This window comes from Pseudomonas sp. 2957 (genome assembly GCF_031456345.1).
GTDB lineage: Bacteria > Pseudomonadota > Gammaproteobacteria > Pseudomonadales > Pseudomonadaceae > Aquipseudomonas > Aquipseudomonas siliginis.
In genome coordinates this window covers 137,537-157,176 of sequence record NZ_JAVDUL010000001.1, presented here as the reverse complement: position 1 = coordinate 157,176, position 19,640 = coordinate 137,537, and the positions used below count along the sequence as shown (strand labels likewise).

The following is a 19,640-nucleotide window of genomic DNA, read 5'->3' as shown; positions in this document are numbered from 1 at the left end:
AATGAGGCTTGGAATATTTATACTGGCGGGTATGGTATTAATAGCAAACTCACCAGTCCAGTATTAAAAGCGAAGAATGTCGAACAATCTTTCAGCTCCAAACGGCCCGGGCCGCCCCAAGGATCTGGCCAAACGCCAGGCGATCCTGGATGCGGCGAAAACCCTGTTTCTTTGCCATGGCTACGCCAACACCAGCATGGACGCGGTGGCCAGCGAGGCGGGCGTGTCGAAGCTGACGGTCTACAGCCATTTCAACGACAAGGAGACGCTGTTCTCCGCCGCCGTCGTCGCGAAATGCGAGGAACAATTGCCGCCGCTGTTCTTCGAATTGCCGGACGGCATCGCGGTGGAAAATGTATTGCTGAACATTGCCCGAGGCTTCCACCAACTGATCAACAGCGATGAATCGGTGAACCTGCACCGCCTGATCATGGCGCTGGGCAGTCAGGATCCGAAGCTGTCGCTGATCTTCTTCGAGGCCGGCCCCGAGCGCGTGGTCAACGGCATGGAAGGTCTGCTGGCGAAAATCCATGCAACCGGCGCGCTGAGCATTGACCAGCCACGCAACGCTGCCGAGCACTTCTTCTGCCTGATCAAAGGGGCGGGAAATTTTCGTTTGTTGTACGGCTGCGGCGAGCCGCTGACCGGAGAGGCAGCGGAGCGGCATGTGCGGGAGGTGGTGGGGTTGTTTATGAGGGCCTATGGGGGAGGAGCAGCTGCGAGCTTCTAGCTACAAGCTGCAAGAAAAAGCAAAAGCAGTGACTTGGCTCTGGCTCTGGCTTGCAGCTTGCAGCTTGCAGCTGCTTCTAAGGCTTCAGTGCTTTCTTCGGATAAATGTCATACCGGCTCGATTTGCCATCCAGCGCATGGCTCGGTTTCGGCCCTTCGATGCACGGCGCCTTGCGCGGGCGTTTGACTACCACCCGATGCGTGGCCAGGGCCAGCGCCGCTTCAAGCAGGGCCGGGGCATCCGGATCATCACCGACCAGCGGGCGGAACAGGCGCATTTCCTTTTTCACCAGCGCGGTTTTCTCGCGATGCGGGAACATCGGGTCGAGATAGATCACCTGCGGCGCCTCCCCTTCCCAACTGCGCATCACTTCGATGGAATTGCCCTTGAGCAGTTTCATCCGCGCCACGATCGGCGCCACGTCGAAATCTTCTGCCGCCCGGGCCAGGCCGTCCTCAAGCAGCGCGCCGATCAGCGGTTGACGCTCGATCAGGCTCATTTCACAACCAAGACTGGCCAATACAAACGCATCCTTGCCCAAGCCCGCCGTGGCATCCAGCACCCGCGGGCGCACGCCTTGGGCGATGCCGACCGCTTTAGCGATCATCTGGCCGCTGCCGCCGCCATACAAACGACGATGCGCCGCGCCGCCTTCGACGAAGTCGACCCGCACCGGTCCAGGCGCATCCGGGCCAAGCTGCTGCAACTGCAAACCCTGCTCGCCGACCTGCAAGGCGAACTCACCGTCGGCCTCGCCGAGCGGCAGGCCGAGACGCTCAGCCCAGTGCTCGGCTTGCGCTTGAAACGTCGGGGCGAGGGCCTGGACATGGATGCGGCAGGCCGCGGGTGACTCGATCATGAAAAAACGCTCAAAAAAGTTAAGGATCGACAAAAACCGCCGATAAACCATTCAACGCGCATTTTGCCAGAGCTGAGCGTCAACCGAAAAAAATGTCAGGCATTCTTCCCACATCGATTGGCTACGTTTCGCCCCATGGCGACTTCAGCCGTCATAACACTCAAGCACTGAGCGGCGTCAGTCACCTGTGGCAGGATTTCTTTGCCCAGGCTCTGGCCGAACAGACGAGTGAAGTGGTGCCTGCCTGTGGCACGTTTCCACCGGTAGACCTGAACAGCCCGGAAGAACCAACCGTTGGCAGCGAGCTGCACGCGCATATCGTCAGCCAGCGCGAGTGCGATGTGGTGGAAACCGAAGTTCGTCCGCCAGAGCCGCTGTTCCTGCCGATCGCCGAGTTCGAAATGGAGCTGCTGGACAAGCCGTTCCCACCGTTCCCGCCAGAAGAACTCAAGGCTCAGCAAGAGCAACAGGATTTCGACAGCAGCTGGGTACGCCCGATTGTGATCAACAATGGCCAGCCAGTGCCGGAGCCAGGCCCTGCTCCGCAGAAACGTCCTCTGTACCTGCCGATTGCCGAGTTCGACCTGGACTTGCTGCAGAAGCCTTACCCGCCGTTCCCGCCGGAAGAGATCGTCGAGCAACAGAAAGCTCTGGACTTCGATAATGGCTGGGCTCGCCCAATCGTTCTGCAGAACCTGCGCCTCGCCGCCTGATCCTCAGCGACACACGCTCCAGCGCCCGACATCGACATGAAAGTGATTGCGATGAGCGGCATTGTAGTCCGGACTCAACACCACACTGAATGACTCGCAGGCGCCGTCGCGCAGTTGGCGCAGAAACTCTGCGTCCTGATTTTGCTTGGGCCAATCCTTGAGCACGCTGATCGTGCGTCCGCCAGCCAGGCGGAAACCGGCGATGTCCAGCGCGTCGGCACTCGCATGTCGGCTGAGAGCGCCGCTCTCACGGTTGTAAACATTGCGACAGGCAAAGCTGCCGAGGTGATCGACCCGCGCGATTTTCTGGCCGTAAACCGATTGCGCCGCCGGTTGCAGGGTGTGGTGTTCAAACATTGCGTAGGCCACCGCCAGCGGGCAACTGGCGATGAAACTGCTGCTCAGCGCCACTTCACCGCCCTGCACCCGCAGAGCAGCGATCAGCGGACACTTGGCGCCCGGGCTGTCGGCCTGGGGGCTGACGCGCAGATCCGAGCTGCTCAATGCCTGTGCGCAAAGCTCAGGATCGCTGCGCAGGCGCATGAGTTTGTAACCGGTGAGCCAGTTGGGCGCGGCTTTTATGTCCAATGGCGCCCACGGGTTCCACTGCGGCGGCACCTCCATCCAGCCGCGCCAGACACTTACCGCTGCACCACCCATCGCGAGCAACACCCCCCAGAACAGCCAACGTCCCATGCTCAGTCCTTGAAGAATTGATTGGCTTTGGCGTACGGCATCGACTGTGACGTGAAGCCAAAGGTGCCGGATTGCTGGATTTCTTCAGCAGCGCGGAAGAACTCGCCGAACGCCGCCAGCGCCAGTGCCGAGCCGGTGCTGATCCGCCGGACGCCCAGTTCCTCGAGCTGTTGCACGGTCAGGTTCAAACCGCCAGACATCAACACATTGACCGGTTTCGGCGCCACGGCTCGCACCACTGCCAGCACTTCTTCGGCGCTGCGCAAACCCGGCGCATAGAGCACGTCGGCACCCGCCGCGGCAAATGCCTGCAAACGGCGAATGGTGTCGTCGAGATCGGCATTACCGTGCAGGTAATTTTCCGCGCGAGCCGTGAGGATGAAGGGAAACGGCAGCGTGCGTACCGCCGCGACAGCAGCTTCAATCCGCGCCACGGCGTGTTCGAAGCAATAGATCGGCGCGTCCTGGCGCCCGGTCGCGTCCTCGATCGACCCGCCCACCGCGCCCGCCTCGGCGGCGCGCAGAAGGCTCTGCGCAGACTCCAGCGGATCATCGGCAAAGCCGTTTTCCAGATCCACCGCCACCGGCAGATCCGTCGCCGCGACAATCGCGCGGACATTGGCCAAGGTCTCGTCGAGACTCAACGCGCCATCAGGCTTGCCTTGGGAAAACGCGTAACCGGCGCTGGTAGTGGTCAAGGCCTGATAGCCGAGACTGGCGAGCATCTTCGCCGAGCCGGCATCCCACGGATTGGGGATGACGAAGATCCCCTGGCGATCATGCAGGGCCTTGAAGGCTTGGGCTTTGAGGAGTTGCTGTTGACTGACTTGGACGTTCATCGACGGGCTCCCGGGCAGAAAAAACCCGCCTCAGAGCAAGCCAAGCTGCTCGGCGGCGGGTTCTCTGTATAGCTCAGGCAGCGCGGGCAAGCCAGGCAAACGTTGCATCAGTTGTGCATGAAAACGTTGCGCCAGTTTCGCTGCCAACAGGTTATCGGCCGTATGCAGAAAGACGTAGGGCGTGCGCCCCTCTTCGATCCATTCAGCAATCTTCGCCACCCACGGCACGAGAAACGCATCGTTGGCCTCAAGCTCGGGATGGCCGATGAAACGCACCTGCGGAAACTGCGTGAACGCCGCCGGACGCGTCGGCACTCGCGGCTTTTTCGACTGCGCGTGGATCACCGAGGACTCGGTCGACAAGCAGCTGAACAGCGCGCGCGGGTCGAGACAGATGCGCTCGACACCGCGATCCAGCAACAGACGATTGAGCAGACGCTCGCTCTCGCCCTTGGCGAAGAACTGTTCATTGCGCACCTCGACCGCAAGCGGGCAATCCAGTGCATCGATAAACGCCGCGAGCTCCGGCAGACGCTGCGGCGTGAAGCTTTTCGACAGTTGCAGCCACAGCGGCGAAACACGTTCGCCTAACGGCTTGAGTAATTGCAGGAAGGTTTCGGCAGCGGTCAGTTGCTCGCGCAAGTCGCCGCTGTGGCTGATGTCGCCGGGGAATTTGGCAGTGAAACGAAAGTGCGCCGGCATGATCTCGGCCCAGCGTTGCACAGTGGCTGGCGACGGGCTGGCGTAGAAGGTGGTGTTGCCTTCAACGGCGTTGAACACCTGGCAGTAGAGAGCGAGAAAGTCGGAGGTTTTTGCGTCTACCGGATACAGATACTCGCGCCAGGCATTTTCGCTCCAGGACGGGCAACCGAGGTAGTAAGGCAGATCCATCAGATATACAGATCGAGGCCCAGCACGTCTGCGTCCCAATCGACAAAACCGGCGGTGCTCAGGTAGCTGGCCAGGGCCATGGCTACGCTTTTCTTCATCGCGCGGTGGTAGATCATGTCTTGCTGACGGGCAGGCAGGTTGCTCAGGCGTTGCGCGGTAGCTTGGGCAGCACGGGCGGCCAACTGCTCTTCGCTCGGGAATTCCAGCTCGCCGTCGATGATCTCGACGGACTCATCCAGCGCCGCATTGCCTTTGCGCGGCTTGCGCTTGATGGGGTAGGACTGAGTGGAAACGCCGTCTATACGCATAATGTCATGCTCGGTATCAATGATGGCAATTTAGCGGCACTTGACCGACTTAGCAAACCGCCGAGTGATAACTAGAACACATAAAGCGCAAAAGGTTTTAAGCGAGGGGGCAGAAACTGACGATTGGCGATATTTGTATGTGACCGCGAACCTGTGGGAGCGAGCCTGCTCGCGAAGGGTCCAGCACATTCAACACATGCATTGACTGACAGAAGCCTTCGCGAGCAGGCTCGCTCCCACAGGAGAAAGTGTCGTATCAGCGGGCTTTCGGGGTGGCAACTTTATCGCGCAAGTAAACCGGCTGGGCGTCATCTGCCGGGATCGCCTCACCGCGCTGCCAGGCGTAACGCGCCAGCGTCAGCAGGTCCTCGGCGTGGGGCAGCATGCCGGCGTCGGAGCCGCTCAGATTGACCGCTATGCGCTCGCCGTAACCCCAACCGGTACCGGCACCAAACCAATCGCCACTGGCATCAGCGGGCAACGCGGCGACTTCCGGCGGCAACACGGCTTCGGCGCCAACCAGACGCATCTCCCCCGCCGTCTCGCGGTAGCAGCCCCAATACACTTCATCCATCCGCGCATCGATCGCAGCCGCGACCTGGCTTACACCATGCTCACGAAAGGCACGCTGGGCCAGCACGGCAAGGTTGGATACCGGCAACACCGGACGATCCAGAGCAAAGGCCAGACCCTGCACCACACCAATGGCAATGCGCACACCGGTAAACGCGCCCGGGCCACGGCCGAAAGCAATCGCGTCGACCGCTTGCAGCGTGGTGCCGGCATCGGCGAGCAATTGCTGAATCATCGGCAGCAGCTTCTGCGCATGCAGGCGCGGGATCACCTCGTAATGGCTCGTGACCTTGCCGTCATGCAGCAAGGCAACGGAGCAAGCTTCAGTCGCGGTGTCCAGGGCCAGCAAGGTGCTCATCGATGTTTCCAAAACAGGGGTGGGAAAAAGTGCGTCAGTATAAACAACAACGGCCCGCAAGCGGGCCGTGGATGATGCAGCCGATCAGACTTTTCAGCTCAGCGCGGCCAGCACCTTGGTGGTGATTGCATCAACCGAACCAACGCCTTCGATGTGGCTGTACTTTGGCTTGCCGCCGTTCTTGGCGGAAAGGTTCTGGTAGAACTCCACCAGCGGTTTGGTCTGCGAGTGGTAGACCGACAGGCGATGACGCACGGTTTCTTCAGTGTCGTCCTTGCGCTGTACCAGCTCTTCGCCGGTGATGTCGTCCTTGCCAGCCAGTTTCGGCGGGTTGTAGACGATGTGGTAAACACGGCCGCTGGCTTCGTGAACACGGCGACCGGCGATGCGCTGAACGATTTCTTCGTCTTCTACAGCGATCTCGACCACGGCATCCAGCTCGACACCGGCAGTGACCAGCGCTTCAGCCTGCGGAATGGTGCGCGGGAAGCCGTCGAACAGGAAACCGTTGGCGCAATCAGGTTGAGCGATGCGGTCCTTGACCAGCGCGATGATCAGGTCATCCGACACCAGGCCGCCGGCATCCATGATGCTCTTGGCTTGCACGCCCAGTGGAGTGCCAGCCTTGACCGCAGCACGCAGCATGTCGCCGGTGGAGATTTGCGGAATGCCGAATTTCTCGGTGATGAACTTTGCCTGAGTACCTTTACCGGCCCCGGGAGCTCCCAGCAGAATGACGCGCATCGATGTGCTCCTCAATTTTTTATATAAAAGCTTTACAAAACAAAGGATTCGCTCGTAACCGGCGGATCCTGAAAATACGGGTCGTGGCCGCACAAACGGCCAAAGGCTGATCAAGATACACAGCAGGCTGCGCCCACACAAGACGCCTAAAGTCGGAGAAACCGACGCCCGCCGTGACCTCGCGACGCGGTAACCCAAGTCGCAACCCCTACATTAACTGTCGCCTCGCGGCACTTTCCTACAGCAGGAGAAGCGGCATCCGACCCTTGTCGCGAATGCCGCCAGAGGTGCTCAGCAACCTTAGCCGGTATTGCGCAATCCGGCGGCAATCCCCGCCACAGACACCAGCAGCGCCTGTTCCACCGGGCTGCCCTGCTCGACATCCTGCTGCCGCGAACGCGCCAACAGTTCCGCCTGCAATAGATGCAGCGGGTCGAGGTAGGTGTTGCGCAAGCGGATGAATTCGAGGGTGTCCGGGCTGTGCGCCAGCAGCTGCGACTGCCCGGTCAGGCCCAGTACCACGGAGCACGCCTGCGACAATAGGTCGCGTAACTGCGCGCCCAATGGCAGCAGATCAGCCTCGACCAAACGTTCGTCGTAGGACTGCGCAATATCCGCATCGGCCTTGGCCAGAACCATTTCCAGCATATCGATGCGAGTGCGGAAGAACGGCCACTGTTCGCGCATCTGCCCCAGCAACTCACCTTCGCCGCGCTCCAGCGCTTTGCTCAGCGCAGTCTCCCAACCCAGCCAGGCTGGCAACATCAATCGGGTTTGGGTCCAGCCGAAGATCCACGGGATCGCCCGCAGGCTTTCGATACCGCCCGCACGGCGTTTAGCCGGGCGACTGCCCAGAGGCAAACGTCCCAATTCCTGCTCCGGGGTCGACTGCCGGAAGTACTCAACGAATTGCGGATTTTCCCGCACCACCTGGCGGTAAGCGCTGACACCGTCCGCCGCCAATTCGTCCATCAGATGGCGCCATTCAGGCGTCGGCGGCGGCGGTGGCAGCAAGGTCGCCTCGAGCACGGCGGCCAGATACAGATTGAGGTTTTGCTCGGCGATGTCCGGCAGGCCGAATTTGAAACGAATCATTTCGCCCTGCTCGGTGGTGCGGAAACGTCCCGCCACCGAACCCGGTGGTTGCGACAGAATCGCCGCGTGCGCCGGACCGCCACCACGCCCCACGGTGCCGCCGCGACCGTGGAACAGCAGCAGTTCGACTTGCTGCTCACGGCAGATTTCCACCAGTCGTTCCTGCGCCCGATATTGCGCCCACGCCGCAGCGGTGGTGCCGGCATCCTTGGCCGAGTCGGAATAGCCGATCATCACTTCCTGCGGGCCGTGCAAACGCGCGCGATAGCCCGGCAATAGCAGCAGACGTTCCATCACCGGCCCGGCGTTGTCGAGGTCGGCGAGGGTTTCGAACAGCGGCACCACGCGCATCGGCCGCAGTACGCCGGATTCCTTGAGCAGCAGTTGCACCGCGAGCACATCGGAAGCGGCGCCGGCCATGGAGATCACGTAGGAGCCCAGCGAAGCAGCAGGCGCGGCAGCGATTTCCTTGCAGGTGTTGAGCACTTCAGCGGTGTCCGCCGACGGTTTGAAATGCGCGGGCAGCAAAGGGCGACGGTTGCTCAGCTCCTCGGTAAGGAAGTCGATGCGCTGTTCTTCGTCCCAATCCTCATAGCGGCCGAGGCCGAGGTAATCGGTGATTTCTGTCATCGCCGAGCTGTGCCGCGTCGAATCCTGACGCACATCGAGGCGCACCAGGAACAGGCCGAACGTCACCGCCCGACGCAGGCAATCGAGCAACGGCCCGTCGGCGATGACGCCCATGCCGCATTCGTGCAGCGAGTTGAAACACAACTGCAAAGGCTCGAGCAGGTCGCGATTGTCGTGCAGCACATCGGCGGTTGCCGGGGTCGGCGCGGTCAACGCGGCATGCGCCCAGTTGCGTGTGGCGCGCAGGCGTTCGCGCAATTGCTTGAGCACCGCGCGATAGGGTTCGGCGCTGTCGCCGGCCTTGGCCTTCAGCGCATCGCTGGCCTGCTGCATCGACAGCTCGGCAGCAAGATGATCGACATCGCGCAGGTACAAATCAGCGGCCATCCAGCGCGCCAGCAGCAAGACTTCGCGAGTGACGGCGGCGGTGACATTGGGGTTGCCGTCACGGTCGCCTCCCATCCACGAAGCGAAGCGGATCGGCGCGGCTTCCAGCGGCAAGCGCAGGCCCGTAGCGGCGAACAGCGCCTGATCGGCCTTGCGCATATGGTTGGGGATCGCCTGCCACAACGAATGCTCGATCACCGCAAAGCCCCACTTGGCTTCATCGACCGGGGTTGGTCGGGTGCGGCGGATTTCTTCGGTGTGCCAGGCTTCGGCGATCAGCCGCTGCAGTTTGCTCTGGATCTGCTCGCGCTCGGCGCTGGTCAGGTCGCGATGATCCTGCGCGGCCAGTTGCGCGGCGATCGCGTCGTACTTCTGGATCAACGTGCGTCGCGCCACTTCTGTCGGATGCGCGGTCAGCACCAGTTCGATTTCCAGCCGCGCCAGTTGCCGGGCCAGGGACTCGGCGCTGTGGCCTTCGCTGCGCAGGCGCGCGAGCAGTTCCGGCAACACCCTCGACTCGAACGGCGCCGGTTGCGACTCCTCGCGGCGATGGATCAGCTGGTACTGCTCGGCAATGTTCGCCAGGTTGAGAAACTGATTGAAGGCCCGCGCGACCGGAAGCAATTCGTCTTCACTCAATTGATTGAGGCTGGCGCTCAGTTCAGCGTCCATCGAGCCGCGCCGGTCGGCCTTGGCGCCTTTGCGAATCTGCTCGATCTTGTCGAGGAACGCCTCGCCGTACTGGTCTCGAATGGTGTTGCCCAACAGCTCTCCGAGCAGGTGAACATCTTCGCGCAAGCGTGCATCAATATCGGTCATCAGCAGTTCTCCAGCGGTAATCGGGGACAGCGCAGAAACGAATGCTTTGCCAGAGAGTGCCGCTCTGCGCCGCTTCTTACAAGCAGGCGACGAATTGACTTTAAACCTTGCCGGCGAAAGCTAGTCTCAACAGTAAGCCGTACGACGGCCCGCCGCCGGCGCCGCCGGACACTCACCCAGGCCTGCCATCAGCAGGCGCTAAATGAGGTCATCATGAAAATTCGTGAACTCGCCCAGCATTGGGAAGAAAACGCCAAAGGTCGCCTGACCGACACCGGCTACACGATTCATCTGGACGTCGAAGCCGCCGCAAGGCTGGCGGCGATTGCCGAAATGTACCCCAAGCGTCACCCCGAGGAACTGCTCGGCGAGCTGATCGGCGCCGCGCTTGAGGAGTTCGAAGCGAGCCTGCCGTATGTGAAGGGTTCAACAGTGGTGGCGACCGATGAGGAAGGCGATCCGTTGTATGAAGATGTCGGCCAGACGCCGCGTTTTCTGGCGTTATCGCGGCGGCATTTGCATGATTTGTCCTCGGCTGAGAACAAGCAGAAGCACTGATTCCTGACACCGAGAAAAATGTGGGAGCGGGCTTGCCCGCGATGGCGGCAGTTCAGTCAAAGATGTACTGAGCACGATGGCCTCATCGCTGGCAAGCCAGCTCCCACAGGGTACTGATCATCCCTGATATCACCTTAAAATTCACCCGCGCGTACCGCTCCAAAGCCCCAAAGTTCCCGCCCCAGAGCCTTGTCCAAACGGTCAATTAAATTTTTGGCGATAGGCCATCTTTTCTGAACTTTTCAAAAATGCCGCCGGTCGGAACAGGTAACCACGCCTGGAACGAGCGTTTCAATTCGCGTCTACAAGCGATGCTTTCGCCTCCTCTGCCAGGATGGATTCAGTTGTATTTTCAGGAGATGCCTAATGGAGTTGAAGACCATGAAAACCCAAACCTCGTTTTCCCACCTGCGCGGTCTGAAACTGGCCGCTCTGGCCATCGGCACCAGCTTCGTACTGGCCGGTTGCGCCGGTAACCCACCGACCGAGCAGTACGCCGTGACCCAATCGGCCGTCAACAGCGCCGTCAGCGCTGGCGGTACCGAATTCGCTGCGGTGGAAATGAAGCAGGCTCAGGACAAACTGAAACAAGCTGAAATCGCCATGCACGACAAGAAGTATGACGAGGCCCGTCGCCTGTCCGAACAGGCTGAATGGGACGCTCGCGTCGCTGAACGCAAGGCTCAGGCCGCCAAGGCCGAACAGGCTGTGAAGGATTCCCAGAAAGGTGTTCAGGAACTGCGTCAGGAAAGCCAGCGCACTGTGCAGTAAGCGCGCATCCCGACCGCAAAGCTGAAACTCTTACCGATAGAAAGGACGAAAAATTATGCGTAAGCAACTGATGATTCCCGCTCTTCTGGCCGCAAGCGTTGCACTGGCTGCCTGCTCCACCCCGCCTAACCCGAACCTGGAACAGGCGCGCACCAACTACGCCGGCCTGCAGGCCAACCCACAGGCGAGCAAAGTCGCGGCACTGGAAACCAAAGACGCCAGCGATTACCTGGACAAGGCTGACAAGGCCTATCTGGACAAAGAAGACGCAGCCAAGGTTGACCAACTGGCTTACCTGACCAACCAGCGCGTGGAAGTGGCCAAGCAGACCATCGCTCTGCGCACCGCTGAAAACAACCTGAAAAACGCCGCTGCGCAACGTGCCCAGGCCCGTCTGGATGCCCGTGACCAGCAGATCAAACAGCTGCAGGACAGCCTCAACGCCAAGCAGACTGATCGCGGTACGCTGGTGACTTTCGGTGACGTGCTGTTCGCCACCAACAAGGCTGATCTGAAATCCAGCGGCCTGGTGAACATCAACAAACTGGCGCAATTCCTCCAGGAAAACCCGGATCGCAAAGTGATCGTCGAGGGTTACACCGACAGCACCGGCACCGCGAGCTACAACCAGTCGCTGTCCGAGCGTCGCGCGACTTCCGTGCAGATGGCCCTGATCAAGATGGGCGTCGACCCTTCGCGCATCGTCGCTCAGGGTTATGGCAAGGAATACCCGGTAGCGGATAACGGCAGCGTCTCGGGCCGTGCGATGAACCGTCGTGTGGAAGTGACCATCTCCAACGACAACCAGCCGGTAGCACCGCGTTCTTCGGTGAGCTCGAACTAAGCTTCACCCGGTACCGCAAAAGCCCCGCCTGAGTTGATCAGGCGGGGCTTTTTTGTGGGAGCAGACATCGTAGCCCCTCACCCCAGCCCTCTCCCAAGGGAGAGGGAGCCGATTTGTGTCGCTTTCAAAACTTGTGTTCGGCGCAATGGATCAGGTCGACTTAGCTTAAACAAACACCTCGGTCAGTCCCCTCTCCCTCAGGGAGAGGGTTAGGGTGAGGGCTGAACCTGCAGAATCACTCCTCCAGCTTCTGCGGGGTCTCTTCGCCCATACACCGCACGGCTTTTTTCTGCGCGTTGATCAACACCCCGGTCAGGCCTTTCTGTTCGGTATCGAACAGCACCAGCACGCCATCAATGCACTGCGCCACTTGCGGCGCAGGTGTCAGCGAGACTTTGTAGTCCTCGCCCGGCACGGTCTTGAGCATGGTGAATTCGTTTAGCAGCAACGCATCCTCCGGCTTGGCAAAGTGCAGGTAGCCGTAGTACCACAGCGCCCCGACGGTGCCGAGGATGCTGCAGATACCGGTGATGATCAGCGGGATGGCATTACGTTCTTCACTCATTGCGGGGTCTCATCTTCGGAATTCGGGGGCGGCGGATAGTTGGGGATTTCGCCGAGGCGGCGCAGGCCGTCGAAGTGTTCGGGATCGTCGAGATAGCGCAGCATGACCTGACGCCACACCGGGTCGCCGAACGTTTGCACGTGACCGCCACGGGTCAGCTGCAACACGCGCGGCGGCGGCGCGGACTGATACAGACGAATGCCGTTGGCCATCGGCACCAGCGGATCGTCGATGCTGTGGAAGATCAGCTTGGGCACGCCGGTCAGCTGCGCCATCGAGTTGATCGCGCTGTCGCCATCCGGCACCAGCCACGACAGCGGCACCTGCAACGGCCAGGTCAGCCACGAAGTGCTGAGGGCGAATTGGCCGACACTGCGATAACTGGCCGGCACGCCATCCAGCACCAGGGCCTTGAGTTGTTTTTGCCGTTCCGGGTGCTGCGCCAGCCAATGCACCGACATCGCGCCGCCGAGGCTCTGCCCGAGCAGCACCAGCGGTTTGCCTTTGACCTCGGGCGCTTTGTCGAGCCAGGCGAACGCGGCGTCGATGTCCTGATAGATCGCCGGCAGGCTCGGCTTGCCTTCGGACAAACCGTAGCCGCGATAGTCGACCAGCAGCACCTGATAGCCGTTCTTCGGCAACCACCAGCTGCCGCCCAGATGCATCGGCAGATTGCCGCCGTTTCCGTGCAGATGCAGGACCGTGCCTTTGACCTCGACGCCAGGTTTGGCCGGCAGCCACCAGGCGTTGAGCTTCAAGCCATCAGCGGTGATCAGAGTGACAGTGCGGTATTCGAGTTTGGCTTTGTCCGGAGTAAATATCTGGCCCGGTTCAGGGTAGAACAGCAGCGAACTGCAACCGCCGAGGGTCAAGAGCAGGCAAAGGATGCCGAGGATTCTCATCCGGTGAAACCTCGCAAAGAAGAGAACTGAACACAAATCAAACCTGTGGGAGCGAGCCTGCTCGCGAAAGCGGTGTATCAGCCGACATCAATGTTGAAGGTGAAATCGCATTCGCGAGCAGGCTCCCTCCCACAAGGGGTTCGGTGGTGGGTCTAGAGGATATTGGAGTAATCCGCTTCGATTCGGTCCAGACTCAAATGGTTGAGGAAGTTGGAGAAACACATCCACGCCGACAACGCATTCAAGTCACGGAACTGATCCGGTAGATATTTCGGCGGCACCACCAGCCCTTCATCCACCAGTTGCCGCAAGGTACGCATGTCTTCCAGTGTGGTCTTGCCACAGAACAACAGCGGAATCTGCTCGAGCTTGCCCTTGCGCACGGCCAACTGAATGTAGTTGTAAACCATGATGAAGCCCTTGAGATAGGACAAGTCTTTGGTGAATGGCAGACCGGTGGGCGTCGAGCCACGGAACACCCGGCTGGCATTGCCGTAGCTTTCGGCCATCTCGAAACCCTGCTCGCGGAAGAATTCGTAAATCTGCAAAAAGTCGGCGCCCTCCTCGACCATATGAATCGCACGGGTGCGGTTGGTCAGTTTGCGCAGGCGACTCGGGTAAGAAGCGAAGGTGATGATTTCCATCAGGATCGCCAGCCCTTCCTGGGTGACCGTTGACGAGGGCGGGCCTTTGGACAGGAAAGTGCAGATAGGCTGGTTCAAGCCATTGAGCGTAGTGCCGACGTGCACCAGACCTTCGTGGACTTCCAGTGCGCGCACGTCGCGGTCGTTGAACAGCGCATCCGTGCGGATCTTGATGTAGTCGGCGCCCGCCGCAGCGTCGGCGACGATGCCGTCGGACTCGAACACGCGAATGGTTTCTTCGGCCTCACCGAATACCTTGTTCAGTCGGGTTTGCAGCAGGTGCACCGCGTCTTTGGCGGTGAGGATTTTCGGCTCGTCCTTCAGATCGCCGCGCCCGTCGATGTTATTCAGGTAGTCGGACATCATCAGGCCGAGGTCGGCCAATGTCGGGTCACCGGCGTGGAAGGCATCGGACGCCGCGCCGTACAGTTCTTGCGAGATCAGTCCGAAGTCCTCGGTGCCGCGCGCTTCGAGCATGCGCACCACCATGCGGTATTCCTTGCACATGCGCCGCATGATCTGCCCGACCGGGTTGAACTGGCCGAGCTGGCGGGTGATGTCGCGCTCGATGTTCTGAAATTCCAGTTTGACCTGGCTCGAATCGAACGACAGCGGGCGGTTGAGGTAGTAGTCGCGATCCACCGCCGGCATTTCCTTGCCTTTGGCCTTGAGGAAGCCCTTGCGCACGTTGTCGTCCCACTTGACCGCATCGAGCACGCGGATCGGCGTCTGCGCCAGCACAATGCGATCGGACAACATGCGTATCGTCTGCTGGTAATCGTCCACCCGAAACTCCTGTAGAAAACGTGACGTGCTGAAACTCAGACTCTTGATCGTTCCCACGCTCTGCGTGGGAATGTCGCCCGGGACGCTCCGCGTCCCTTTTTGCTGCGTGACGCAGAGCGTCACAGGATGCATTCCCACGCGGAGTGAGGGAACGATCATCAACGGCTCGCTCCCGCAGGGTGTAGCGTGAAATGCTAGACCGACGCCAGCACCAGATGCATATACCGCGTCAGAATCCCGAGCATGTTCTCTTCGGCCAATGGCTCGGCGTCATTGAGCAGGCCCTGATATTCCATCCGGCCGATAATCGCCGTCAACACCTTGGCATCCTGCTGCGGTTCACGCGAGCCCAGTACCTGGAACAACTGGCAGGTGCCCTGCAACAGAATCTGCTGGTGCGAGCGCACCAGAATGGCCAGACGCGGGTTGAGCAGCGCTTCCTGGCGGAACGCCTGTTCGGCCATCAGATGCTCGCGGCGGTTGATCAGTTGCCGGTGCACGTAATCGGCCATCAACCGCGCGATGTCATCGGCCAATTGCGAGCGCGACTCCGGGCTGCCGTCGGCGCTGACCACCATTTCGCGCAGCAGACCTTCGTTATTGATCCACAACTTGGCCATGTATGCCGCGCTGCGTTCAACGTATTGGGCGAAGGTATCGGTGAGCAGGTCATCGATGTCCTTGAAGTAATACGTGGTCGCCGACAGCGGCACGCCGGCCTCTGCCGCGACCGCACGATGGCGCACGGCACGCACGCCGTCGCGCACGACAATGCGCATCGCGGCGTCGAGAATGTCCTGGCGACGCTGCTCACTGCCCTGTCGGCTGGCCTTGCGGCCCTGGTACTGAACACTTTCAGCGACCGCAGTGGCGATACCCGCTGCACCTTCTTGAGCTATTGCACCCATCACGACAGCACTTCCTCTGCTATTTGCAAATTAACCAATTGATACATTTGTACCAGACAGGCAATAAAAAGCCGCCTGTTTTAGGCGGCTTTTCAACTGAAACGTTTACGCTTGCGGTCGCATGTGCGGGAACAGGATCACATCGCGGATCGACGGCGAGTTGGTCAGCAACATCACCAGGCGATCGATGCCGATACCTTCACCGGCGGTTGGCGGCATGCCGTACTCCAGCGCACGGACAAAGTCGGCGTCGTAGTGCATGGCTTCGTCGTCACCAGCGTCCTTGTCGGCCACCTGCGCCATGAAGCGCTCGGCCTGGTCTTCGGCGTCGTTCAGCTCGGAGTAGGCATTGGCGATTTCACGACCACCGATGAACAGCTCGAAGCGGTCGGTGACGTTCGGGTTTTCGTCGTTACGACGGGCCAGCGGCGACACTTCGAACGGGTACTGAGTGATGAAGTGCGGCTGCTCCAGCTTGTGCTCGACCAGCTCTTCGAAAATCATCACCTGCAGTTTGCCCAGACCTTCGAAGCCCAGCACCTTGGCGCCGGCCTTCTTGGCGATGGCGCGAGCCTTGTCGATGTCGTTCAGATCATCGGCGGTCAGCTCAGGGTTGTACTTGAGGATCGAGTCGAACACCGACAGACGCACGAACGGCTCGCCGAAGTGGAACACCTTGTCGCCGTACGGCACGTCGGTGCTGCCCAGCACCAGCTGCGCCAGCTCGCGGAACAATTCCTCGGTGAGGTCCATGTTGTCTTCGTAATCGGCGTACGCCTGATAGAACTCCAACATGGTGAATTCAGGGTTGTGACGAGTCGAAACGCCTTCGTTACGGAAGTTACGGTTGATCTCGAAGACTTTCTCGAAACCACCGACCACCAGACGCTTCAGATACAGCTCTGGCGCGATACGCAGGAACATTTCCATGTCCAGCGCGTTGTGGTGAGTTTCGAACGGCTTGGCCGCAGCGCCGCCGGGAATGGTCTGCAGCATCGGTGTTTCGACTTCGAGGAAGTCGCGCTTCATCAGGAAGCTGCGGATGTGTGCGATCACTTGCGAACGCACGCGGAAGGTCTGGCGCACGTCTTCGTTGACGATCAGGTCGACGTAACGCTGACGGTAGCGCTGTTCGGTGTCGGTCAGGCCGTGGTGCTTGTCCGGCAGCGGACGCAGCGACTTGGTCAGCAGGCGCACGTGGGTCATTTCCACGTACAGGTCGCCCTTGCCGGAACGCGCCAGGGTGCCTTCGGCGGCAATGATGTCGCCCATGTCCCAGGTTTTCACCGCGGCCAGGGTTTCTTCGGACAGCGTCTTGCGGTTGACGTAGACCTGAATGCGCCCGGTCATGTCCTGGATCACCATGAACGAGCCACGGTTGAGCATGATGCGACCGGCAACCTTGACCGGGATTGCAGCCTCTGCCAGCTCTTCCTTGGTCTTGTCCGCGTACTGTTTCTGCAAGGCATCGCAGTAGTTTTCGCGGCGGAAGTCGTTCGGGAAGGCATTGCCCTTGGCGCGCTCGGCAGCAAGCTTTTCCTTGCGCAGGGCGATCAGGGAGTTTTCTTCCTGTTGCAGGGCTTGCGGGTCGAGTTGTAGGTCGCTCATGTCTTTAAGTATTCCATCAGGTTCGTTGCCCCCAGCCTTCGGCTGGGGATCGCGGGCGAGCCCGCTCCCACAGAGGGTGTTACAGGCCGGATTTCAGGCTCGCTTCCAGGTATTCGTCGATGTCGCCGTCGAGCACCTTGTCGCAATCGCTGCGTTCGATGTTGGTACGCAGATCCTTGATCCGCGAGGCATCGAGCACGTAAGAGCGGATCTGGTGACCCCAGCCGATATCGGACTTGGTGTCTTCCAGCGCCTGCGAGGCCGCATTGCGCTTCTGCATTTCCTGCTCGTACAACTTGGCCCGCAGCATTTTCATGGCGGTGTCCTTGTTGGCGTGCTGGGAACGTTCGTTCTGGCAGCTGACCACGGTGTTGGTCGGTACGTGGGTGATACGTACGGCCGAGTCGGTGGTGTTTACGTGCTGACCACCGGCACCGGAGGAACGATAGGTGTCGATCCGCAGGTCTGCCGGGTTGATTTCGATTTCCACCTTGTCATCGATCTCTGGCGAGACGAAAACAGCGGAGAACGAGGTATGGCGACGGTTGCCGGAGTCGAACGGGCTCTTGCGCACCAGACGGTGCACGCCGATCTCGGTACGCAGCCAGCCAAAGGCGTATTCGCCCTTGATGTGCACGGTCGCGCCCTTGATCCCGGCGACTTCACCGGCGGACAGTTCCATGATGGTTGCGTCGAAACCGCGTTTGTCAGCCCAGCGCAGGTACATGCGCAGCAGGATGTTGGCCCAGTCCTGCGCTTCGGTACCGCCGGAACCGGCCTGGATGTCCAGGTAGGCGTTGTTCGGGTCCATTTCATGGCTGAACATGCGGCGGAATTCCAGCTTGGCCAGATTTTCCTCGAGACGGGCCAGCTCGGCGACGACATCGCCCACTGCGCCTTCGTCGTTCTCTTCGACGGCCATGTCCAGCAGGTCGCGGCAATCGGCCAGACCGCCGTTCAGCTCGTCGAGAGTGTCGACGATCTGCGCCAGCGCGGCACGCTCGCGGCCCAGCTCCTGGGCGTATTCAGGTTTGTTCCAGACACTCGGATCTTCAAGCTCGCGATTGACCTCGGTCAGACGCTCATGCTTTTGATCGTAGTCAAAGATACCCCCGAATAGTTTCGGAGCGCTCGGACAGGTCCTTGATGGTGTTCAGGATCGGGTTGATTTCCATGACGGGCAGCACTCGTTGGCGAACTTTTGAAAGCCGGCGAGTATAACGTAAACAGGCTGTCGCGGCAGCCCGTCTGGCGGGTGTGGAGGTGATTCACTTGACTCTGACCTGACGCGATCTCCTGTGGGAGCGAGCCTGCTCGCGAAGGCGACCTGCCAGCCGCCGGCAATGTCGACTGCACAACCGCTTTCGCGAGCAGGCTCGCTCCCACAGGGGGACTGCATTGTCAGGAAAGTTATTCAATCCCGACCTGATTGCGCCCATTGTTCTTGGCCAGATACAAGCCGCGATCCGCCGCCGAAATCAGCAGCCGGCAATCACTGCCCGCTTGGGGCACCATGGTCGCCAGACCGATGCTGATGGTCAGACTGGAGCCCTCGGCCGGTGTGTTATGCGGAATTTTCAACGCCGCCACGGTCTGACGCAGTTTCTCGGCCAACAGCCGCGCGCCGCCCGGCGAAGTGTTCGGCAGGACCAGCACAAACTCCTCGCCGCCATAACGCGCCGGCAGGTCCGATGGCCGCGAGCTGGCGTCACGGATGGCTGCGGCGACCTTGCGCAACGCTTCATCGCCTTCAACGTGGCCAAAACTGTCGTTGTACGACTTGAAGTAATCGACGTCGATCATCAGCAATGACAGCTGCGTCTGATCGCGCAGCGAACGGCGCCACTCCAGTTCCAGGTACTCGTCGAAGTGGCGGCGATTGGACAGCCCCGTCAGGCCGTCGGAGTTCATCAGCCTTTGCAGCACCAGGTTGGTGTCGAGCAACTGCTGCTGGCTGACCCGCAACGCTCGGTAAGCGGCGTCGCGCTGCAGCAATGTCATGTAGGACCGCGAGTGGTAGCGGATCCGCGCGACCAGTTCGATGGTGTCCGGCAGCTTCACCAGATAATCGTTGGCGCCAGCGGAAAACGCCGCGCTCTTGATCAGCGGGTCTTCCTTGGTCGAGAGGACGATGATCGGGATGTCCTTGGTCGCCGGATGATTGCGGTATTCGCGCACCAGGCTCAGGCCATCGAGGCCGGGCATCACCAGGTCCTGGAGGATCACCGTCGGCTTGATCCGCACCGCCTGGGCGATGGCCTGCTGCGGGTCGGAGCAGAAGTGGAAGTCGATGTTTTCCTGATTCGACAGCCCACGGCGCACCGCTTCGCCGATCATCGCCTGATCATCCACCAACAACACCATGGCGGCGTTCTCGTCGGTTTTAATGTCGTCGATCTGTAAATCATTCAT

At 60.5% G+C, this 19,640-nt stretch carries 20 protein-coding genes; 5 read left to right on the top strand and 15 right to left on the bottom strand.

The features are described 5' to 3' along the window. Window positions 1-76 precede the first annotated feature (76 nt). Window positions 77-730, top strand: coding sequence for a TetR/AcrR family transcriptional regulator (locus J2Y39_RS00670; protein WP_076566085.1), 654 nt, complete (start codon window positions 77-79; stop codon window positions 728-730). Window positions 731-806: 76 nt separating this feature from the next. Here J2Y39_RS00670 and J2Y39_RS00665 read toward each other — a convergent pair whose 3' ends face one another. Beyond that, window positions 807-1,589, bottom strand: a complete 783-nt coding sequence (locus J2Y39_RS00665) for a class I SAM-dependent methyltransferase (RefSeq protein ID WP_225930969.1) — start codon at window positions 1,587-1,589, stop codon at window positions 807-809. A gap of 92 nt (window positions 1,590-1,681) precedes the next feature. Between J2Y39_RS00665 and J2Y39_RS00660 the strand changes: the two genes are divergently transcribed. Beyond that, on the top strand, window positions 1,682-2,302 hold the full coding sequence (locus J2Y39_RS00660) for an energy transducer TonB (RefSeq protein WP_076566083.1): 621 nt from the start codon (window positions 1,682-1,684) through the stop codon (window positions 2,300-2,302). 3 nt (window positions 2,303-2,305) lie between these two features. On the opposite strand, the gene J2Y39_RS00655 is transcribed toward J2Y39_RS00660, so the two are convergent. The 7 genes from J2Y39_RS00655 to ppc form a co-directional block, all read right to left on the bottom strand. Beyond that, window positions 2,306-2,998: an extensin family protein gene (locus tag J2Y39_RS00655; RefSeq protein WP_310214421.1), complete on the bottom strand. Its 693-nt coding sequence runs from the start codon at window positions 2,996-2,998 to the stop codon at window positions 2,306-2,308. Window positions 2,999-3,000: 2 nt separating this feature from the next. Beyond that, window positions 3,001-3,837: an isocitrate lyase/phosphoenolpyruvate mutase family protein gene (locus J2Y39_RS00650; RefSeq protein ID WP_310214419.1), complete on the bottom strand. Its 837-nt coding sequence runs from the start codon at window positions 3,835-3,837 to the stop codon at window positions 3,001-3,003. A gap of 30 nt (window positions 3,838-3,867) precedes the next feature. Beyond that, window positions 3,868-4,728 (bottom strand): DUF72 domain-containing protein, encoded by an 861-nt coding sequence (locus J2Y39_RS00645; protein WP_041478155.1) that lies wholly within the window; start codon window positions 4,726-4,728, stop codon window positions 3,868-3,870. Further along, entirely contained in the window at window positions 4,728-5,036 is a 309-nt protein-coding gene (locus J2Y39_RS00640) for a hypothetical protein (protein WP_016771497.1), read from the bottom strand. Before J2Y39_RS00640 ends, J2Y39_RS00645 begins: the two co-directional genes overlap by 1 nt. Before the next feature lie 256 nt (window positions 5,037-5,292). Then, the gene (gene tsaB, locus J2Y39_RS00635; RefSeq protein ID WP_258707655.1) at window positions 5,293-5,967 is read right to left on the bottom strand and encodes a tRNA (adenosine(37)-N6)-threonylcarbamoyltransferase complex dimerization subunit type 1 TsaB; all 675 of its coding nucleotides are present in this window, start codon (window positions 5,965-5,967) and stop codon (window positions 5,293-5,295) included. 93 nt (window positions 5,968-6,060) lie between these two features. Beyond that, a complete protein-coding gene (gene adk, locus J2Y39_RS00630; protein ID WP_056783171.1) occupies window positions 6,061-6,711 on the bottom strand; it encodes an adenylate kinase in 651 nt (216 codons plus the stop codon). Between the two features lie 300 nt (window positions 6,712-7,011). Further along, the gene (ppc, locus tag J2Y39_RS00625; protein ID WP_236168076.1) at window positions 7,012-9,642 is read right to left on the bottom strand and encodes a phosphoenolpyruvate carboxylase; all 2,631 of its coding nucleotides are present in this window, start codon (window positions 9,640-9,642) and stop codon (window positions 7,012-7,014) included. Between the two features lie 213 nt (window positions 9,643-9,855). Between ppc and J2Y39_RS00620 the strand changes: the two genes are divergently transcribed. From J2Y39_RS00620 to J2Y39_RS00610, 3 genes are all read left to right on the top strand, one after another. Beyond that, complete coding sequence (locus J2Y39_RS00620; protein WP_310214413.1) at window positions 9,856-10,200, top strand: pilin assembly protein; 345 nt, start codon at window positions 9,856-9,858, stop codon at window positions 10,198-10,200. Between the two features lie 366 nt (window positions 10,201-10,566). After that, the gene (locus J2Y39_RS00615; protein ID WP_024011747.1) at window positions 10,567-10,971 is read left to right on the top strand and encodes a DUF4398 domain-containing protein; all 405 of its coding nucleotides are present in this window, start codon (window positions 10,567-10,569) and stop codon (window positions 10,969-10,971) included. 55 nt (window positions 10,972-11,026) lie between these two features. Then, a complete protein-coding gene (locus tag J2Y39_RS00610; RefSeq protein WP_024011746.1) occupies window positions 11,027-11,815 on the top strand; it encodes an OmpA family protein in 789 nt (262 codons plus the stop codon). Window positions 11,816-12,050: 235 nt separating this feature from the next. On the opposite strand, the gene J2Y39_RS00605 is transcribed toward J2Y39_RS00610, so the two are convergent. The 7 genes from J2Y39_RS00605 to J2Y39_RS00575 all read right to left on the bottom strand — a co-directional run bounded on the left by J2Y39_RS00605 (window position 12,051) and on the right by J2Y39_RS00575 (window position 19,640). Beyond that, the gene (locus J2Y39_RS00605; protein WP_122600872.1) at window positions 12,051-12,380 is read right to left on the bottom strand and encodes a hypothetical protein; all 330 of its coding nucleotides are present in this window, start codon (window positions 12,378-12,380) and stop codon (window positions 12,051-12,053) included. After that, on the bottom strand, window positions 12,377-13,282 hold the full coding sequence (locus J2Y39_RS00600; RefSeq protein ID WP_236168077.1) for an alpha/beta hydrolase: 906 nt from the start codon (window positions 13,280-13,282) through the stop codon (window positions 12,377-12,379). The genes J2Y39_RS00605 and J2Y39_RS00600 overlap by 4 nt, the downstream gene beginning before the upstream one ends. A gap of 152 nt (window positions 13,283-13,434) precedes the next feature. Continuing rightward, window positions 13,435-14,685 carry a flavohemoglobin expression-modulating QEGLA motif protein gene (locus J2Y39_RS00595; protein WP_166554750.1) on the bottom strand — a complete coding sequence of 417 codons (1,251 nt, stop codon included), beginning with the start codon at window positions 14,683-14,685 and terminating at the stop codon, window positions 13,435-13,437. Window positions 14,686-14,906: 221 nt separating this feature from the next. Next, the gene (locus J2Y39_RS00590) at window positions 14,907-15,620 is read right to left on the bottom strand and encodes a TetR/AcrR family transcriptional regulator (protein WP_252885431.1); all 714 of its coding nucleotides are present in this window, start codon (window positions 15,618-15,620) and stop codon (window positions 14,907-14,909) included. A gap of 105 nt (window positions 15,621-15,725) precedes the next feature. Further along, on the bottom strand, window positions 15,726-17,228 hold the full coding sequence (gene lysS / locus J2Y39_RS00585; protein WP_095180463.1) for a lysine--tRNA ligase: 1,503 nt from the start codon (window positions 17,226-17,228) through the stop codon (window positions 15,726-15,728). A gap of 79 nt (window positions 17,229-17,307) precedes the next feature. After that, window positions 17,308-18,403, bottom strand: a protein-coding gene (gene prfB / locus J2Y39_RS00580; protein ID WP_099758102.1) for a peptide chain release factor 2 whose coding sequence is annotated in 2 segments (ribosomal slippage) — window positions 17,308-18,330 and window positions 18,332-18,403 — 1,095 coding nt in all. Because the reading frame shifts where the segments join, the coding sequence is not laid out codon by codon here. A 235-nt stretch (window positions 18,404-18,638) separates the two neighbouring features. Next, window positions 18,639-19,640 (bottom strand): PleD family two-component system response regulator, encoded by a 1,002-nt coding sequence (locus J2Y39_RS00575; RefSeq protein WP_024011741.1) that lies wholly within the window; start codon window positions 19,638-19,640, stop codon window positions 18,639-18,641.

Coding starts and splice junctions, on each gene's coding strand:
- J2Y39_RS00670 (WP_076566085.1), top strand. CDS start 77: ATGTCGAACAATCTTTCAGCTCCAAACGGCCCGGGCCGCCCCAAGGAT.
- J2Y39_RS00665 (WP_225930969.1), bottom strand. CDS start 1,589: ATGATCGAGTCACCCGCGGCCTGCCGCATCCATGTCCAGGCCCTCGCC.
- J2Y39_RS00660 (WP_076566083.1), top strand. CDS start 1,682: ATGTCAGGCATTCTTCCCACATCGATTGGCTACGTTTCGCCCCATGGC.
- J2Y39_RS00655 (WP_310214421.1), bottom strand. CDS start 2,998: ATGGGACGTTGGCTGTTCTGGGGGGTGTTGCTCGCGATGGGTGGTGCA.
- J2Y39_RS00650 (WP_310214419.1), bottom strand. CDS start 3,837: ATGAACGTCCAAGTCAGTCAACAGCAACTCCTCAAAGCCCAAGCCTTC.
- J2Y39_RS00645 (WP_041478155.1), bottom strand. CDS start 4,728: ATGGATCTGCCTTACTACCTCGGTTGCCCGTCCTGGAGCGAAAATGCC.
- J2Y39_RS00640 (WP_016771497.1), bottom strand. CDS start 5,036: ATGCGTATAGACGGCGTTTCCACTCAGTCCTACCCCATCAAGCGCAAG.
- tsaB (WP_258707655.1), bottom strand. CDS start 5,967: ATGAGCACCTTGCTGGCCCTGGACACCGCGACTGAAGCTTGCTCCGTT.
- adk (WP_056783171.1), bottom strand. CDS start 6,711: ATGCGCGTCATTCTGCTGGGAGCTCCCGGGGCCGGTAAAGGTACTCAG.
- ppc (WP_236168076.1), bottom strand. CDS start 9,642: ATGACCGATATTGATGCACGCTTGCGCGAAGATGTTCACCTGCTCGGA.
- J2Y39_RS00620 (WP_310214413.1), top strand. CDS start 9,856: ATGAAAATTCGTGAACTCGCCCAGCATTGGGAAGAAAACGCCAAAGGT.
- J2Y39_RS00615 (WP_024011747.1), top strand. CDS start 10,567: ATGGAGTTGAAGACCATGAAAACCCAAACCTCGTTTTCCCACCTGCGC.
- J2Y39_RS00610 (WP_024011746.1), top strand. CDS start 11,027: ATGCGTAAGCAACTGATGATTCCCGCTCTTCTGGCCGCAAGCGTTGCA.
- J2Y39_RS00605 (WP_122600872.1), bottom strand. CDS start 12,380: ATGAGTGAAGAACGTAATGCCATCCCGCTGATCATCACCGGTATCTGC.
- J2Y39_RS00600 (WP_236168077.1), bottom strand. CDS start 13,282: ATGAGAATCCTCGGCATCCTTTGCCTGCTCTTGACCCTCGGCGGTTGC.
- J2Y39_RS00595 (WP_166554750.1), bottom strand. CDS start 14,685: ATGTTGTCCGATCGCATTGTGCTGGCGCAGACGCCGATCCGCGTGCTC.
- J2Y39_RS00590 (WP_252885431.1), bottom strand. CDS start 15,620: ATGGGTGCAATAGCTCAAGAAGGTGCAGCGGGTATCGCCACTGCGGTC.
- lysS (WP_095180463.1), bottom strand. CDS start 17,228: ATGAGCGACCTACAACTCGACCCGCAAGCCCTGCAACAGGAAGAAAAC.
- J2Y39_RS00575 (WP_024011741.1), bottom strand. CDS start 19,640: ATGAATGATTTACAGATCGACGACATTAAAACCGACGAGAACGCCGCC.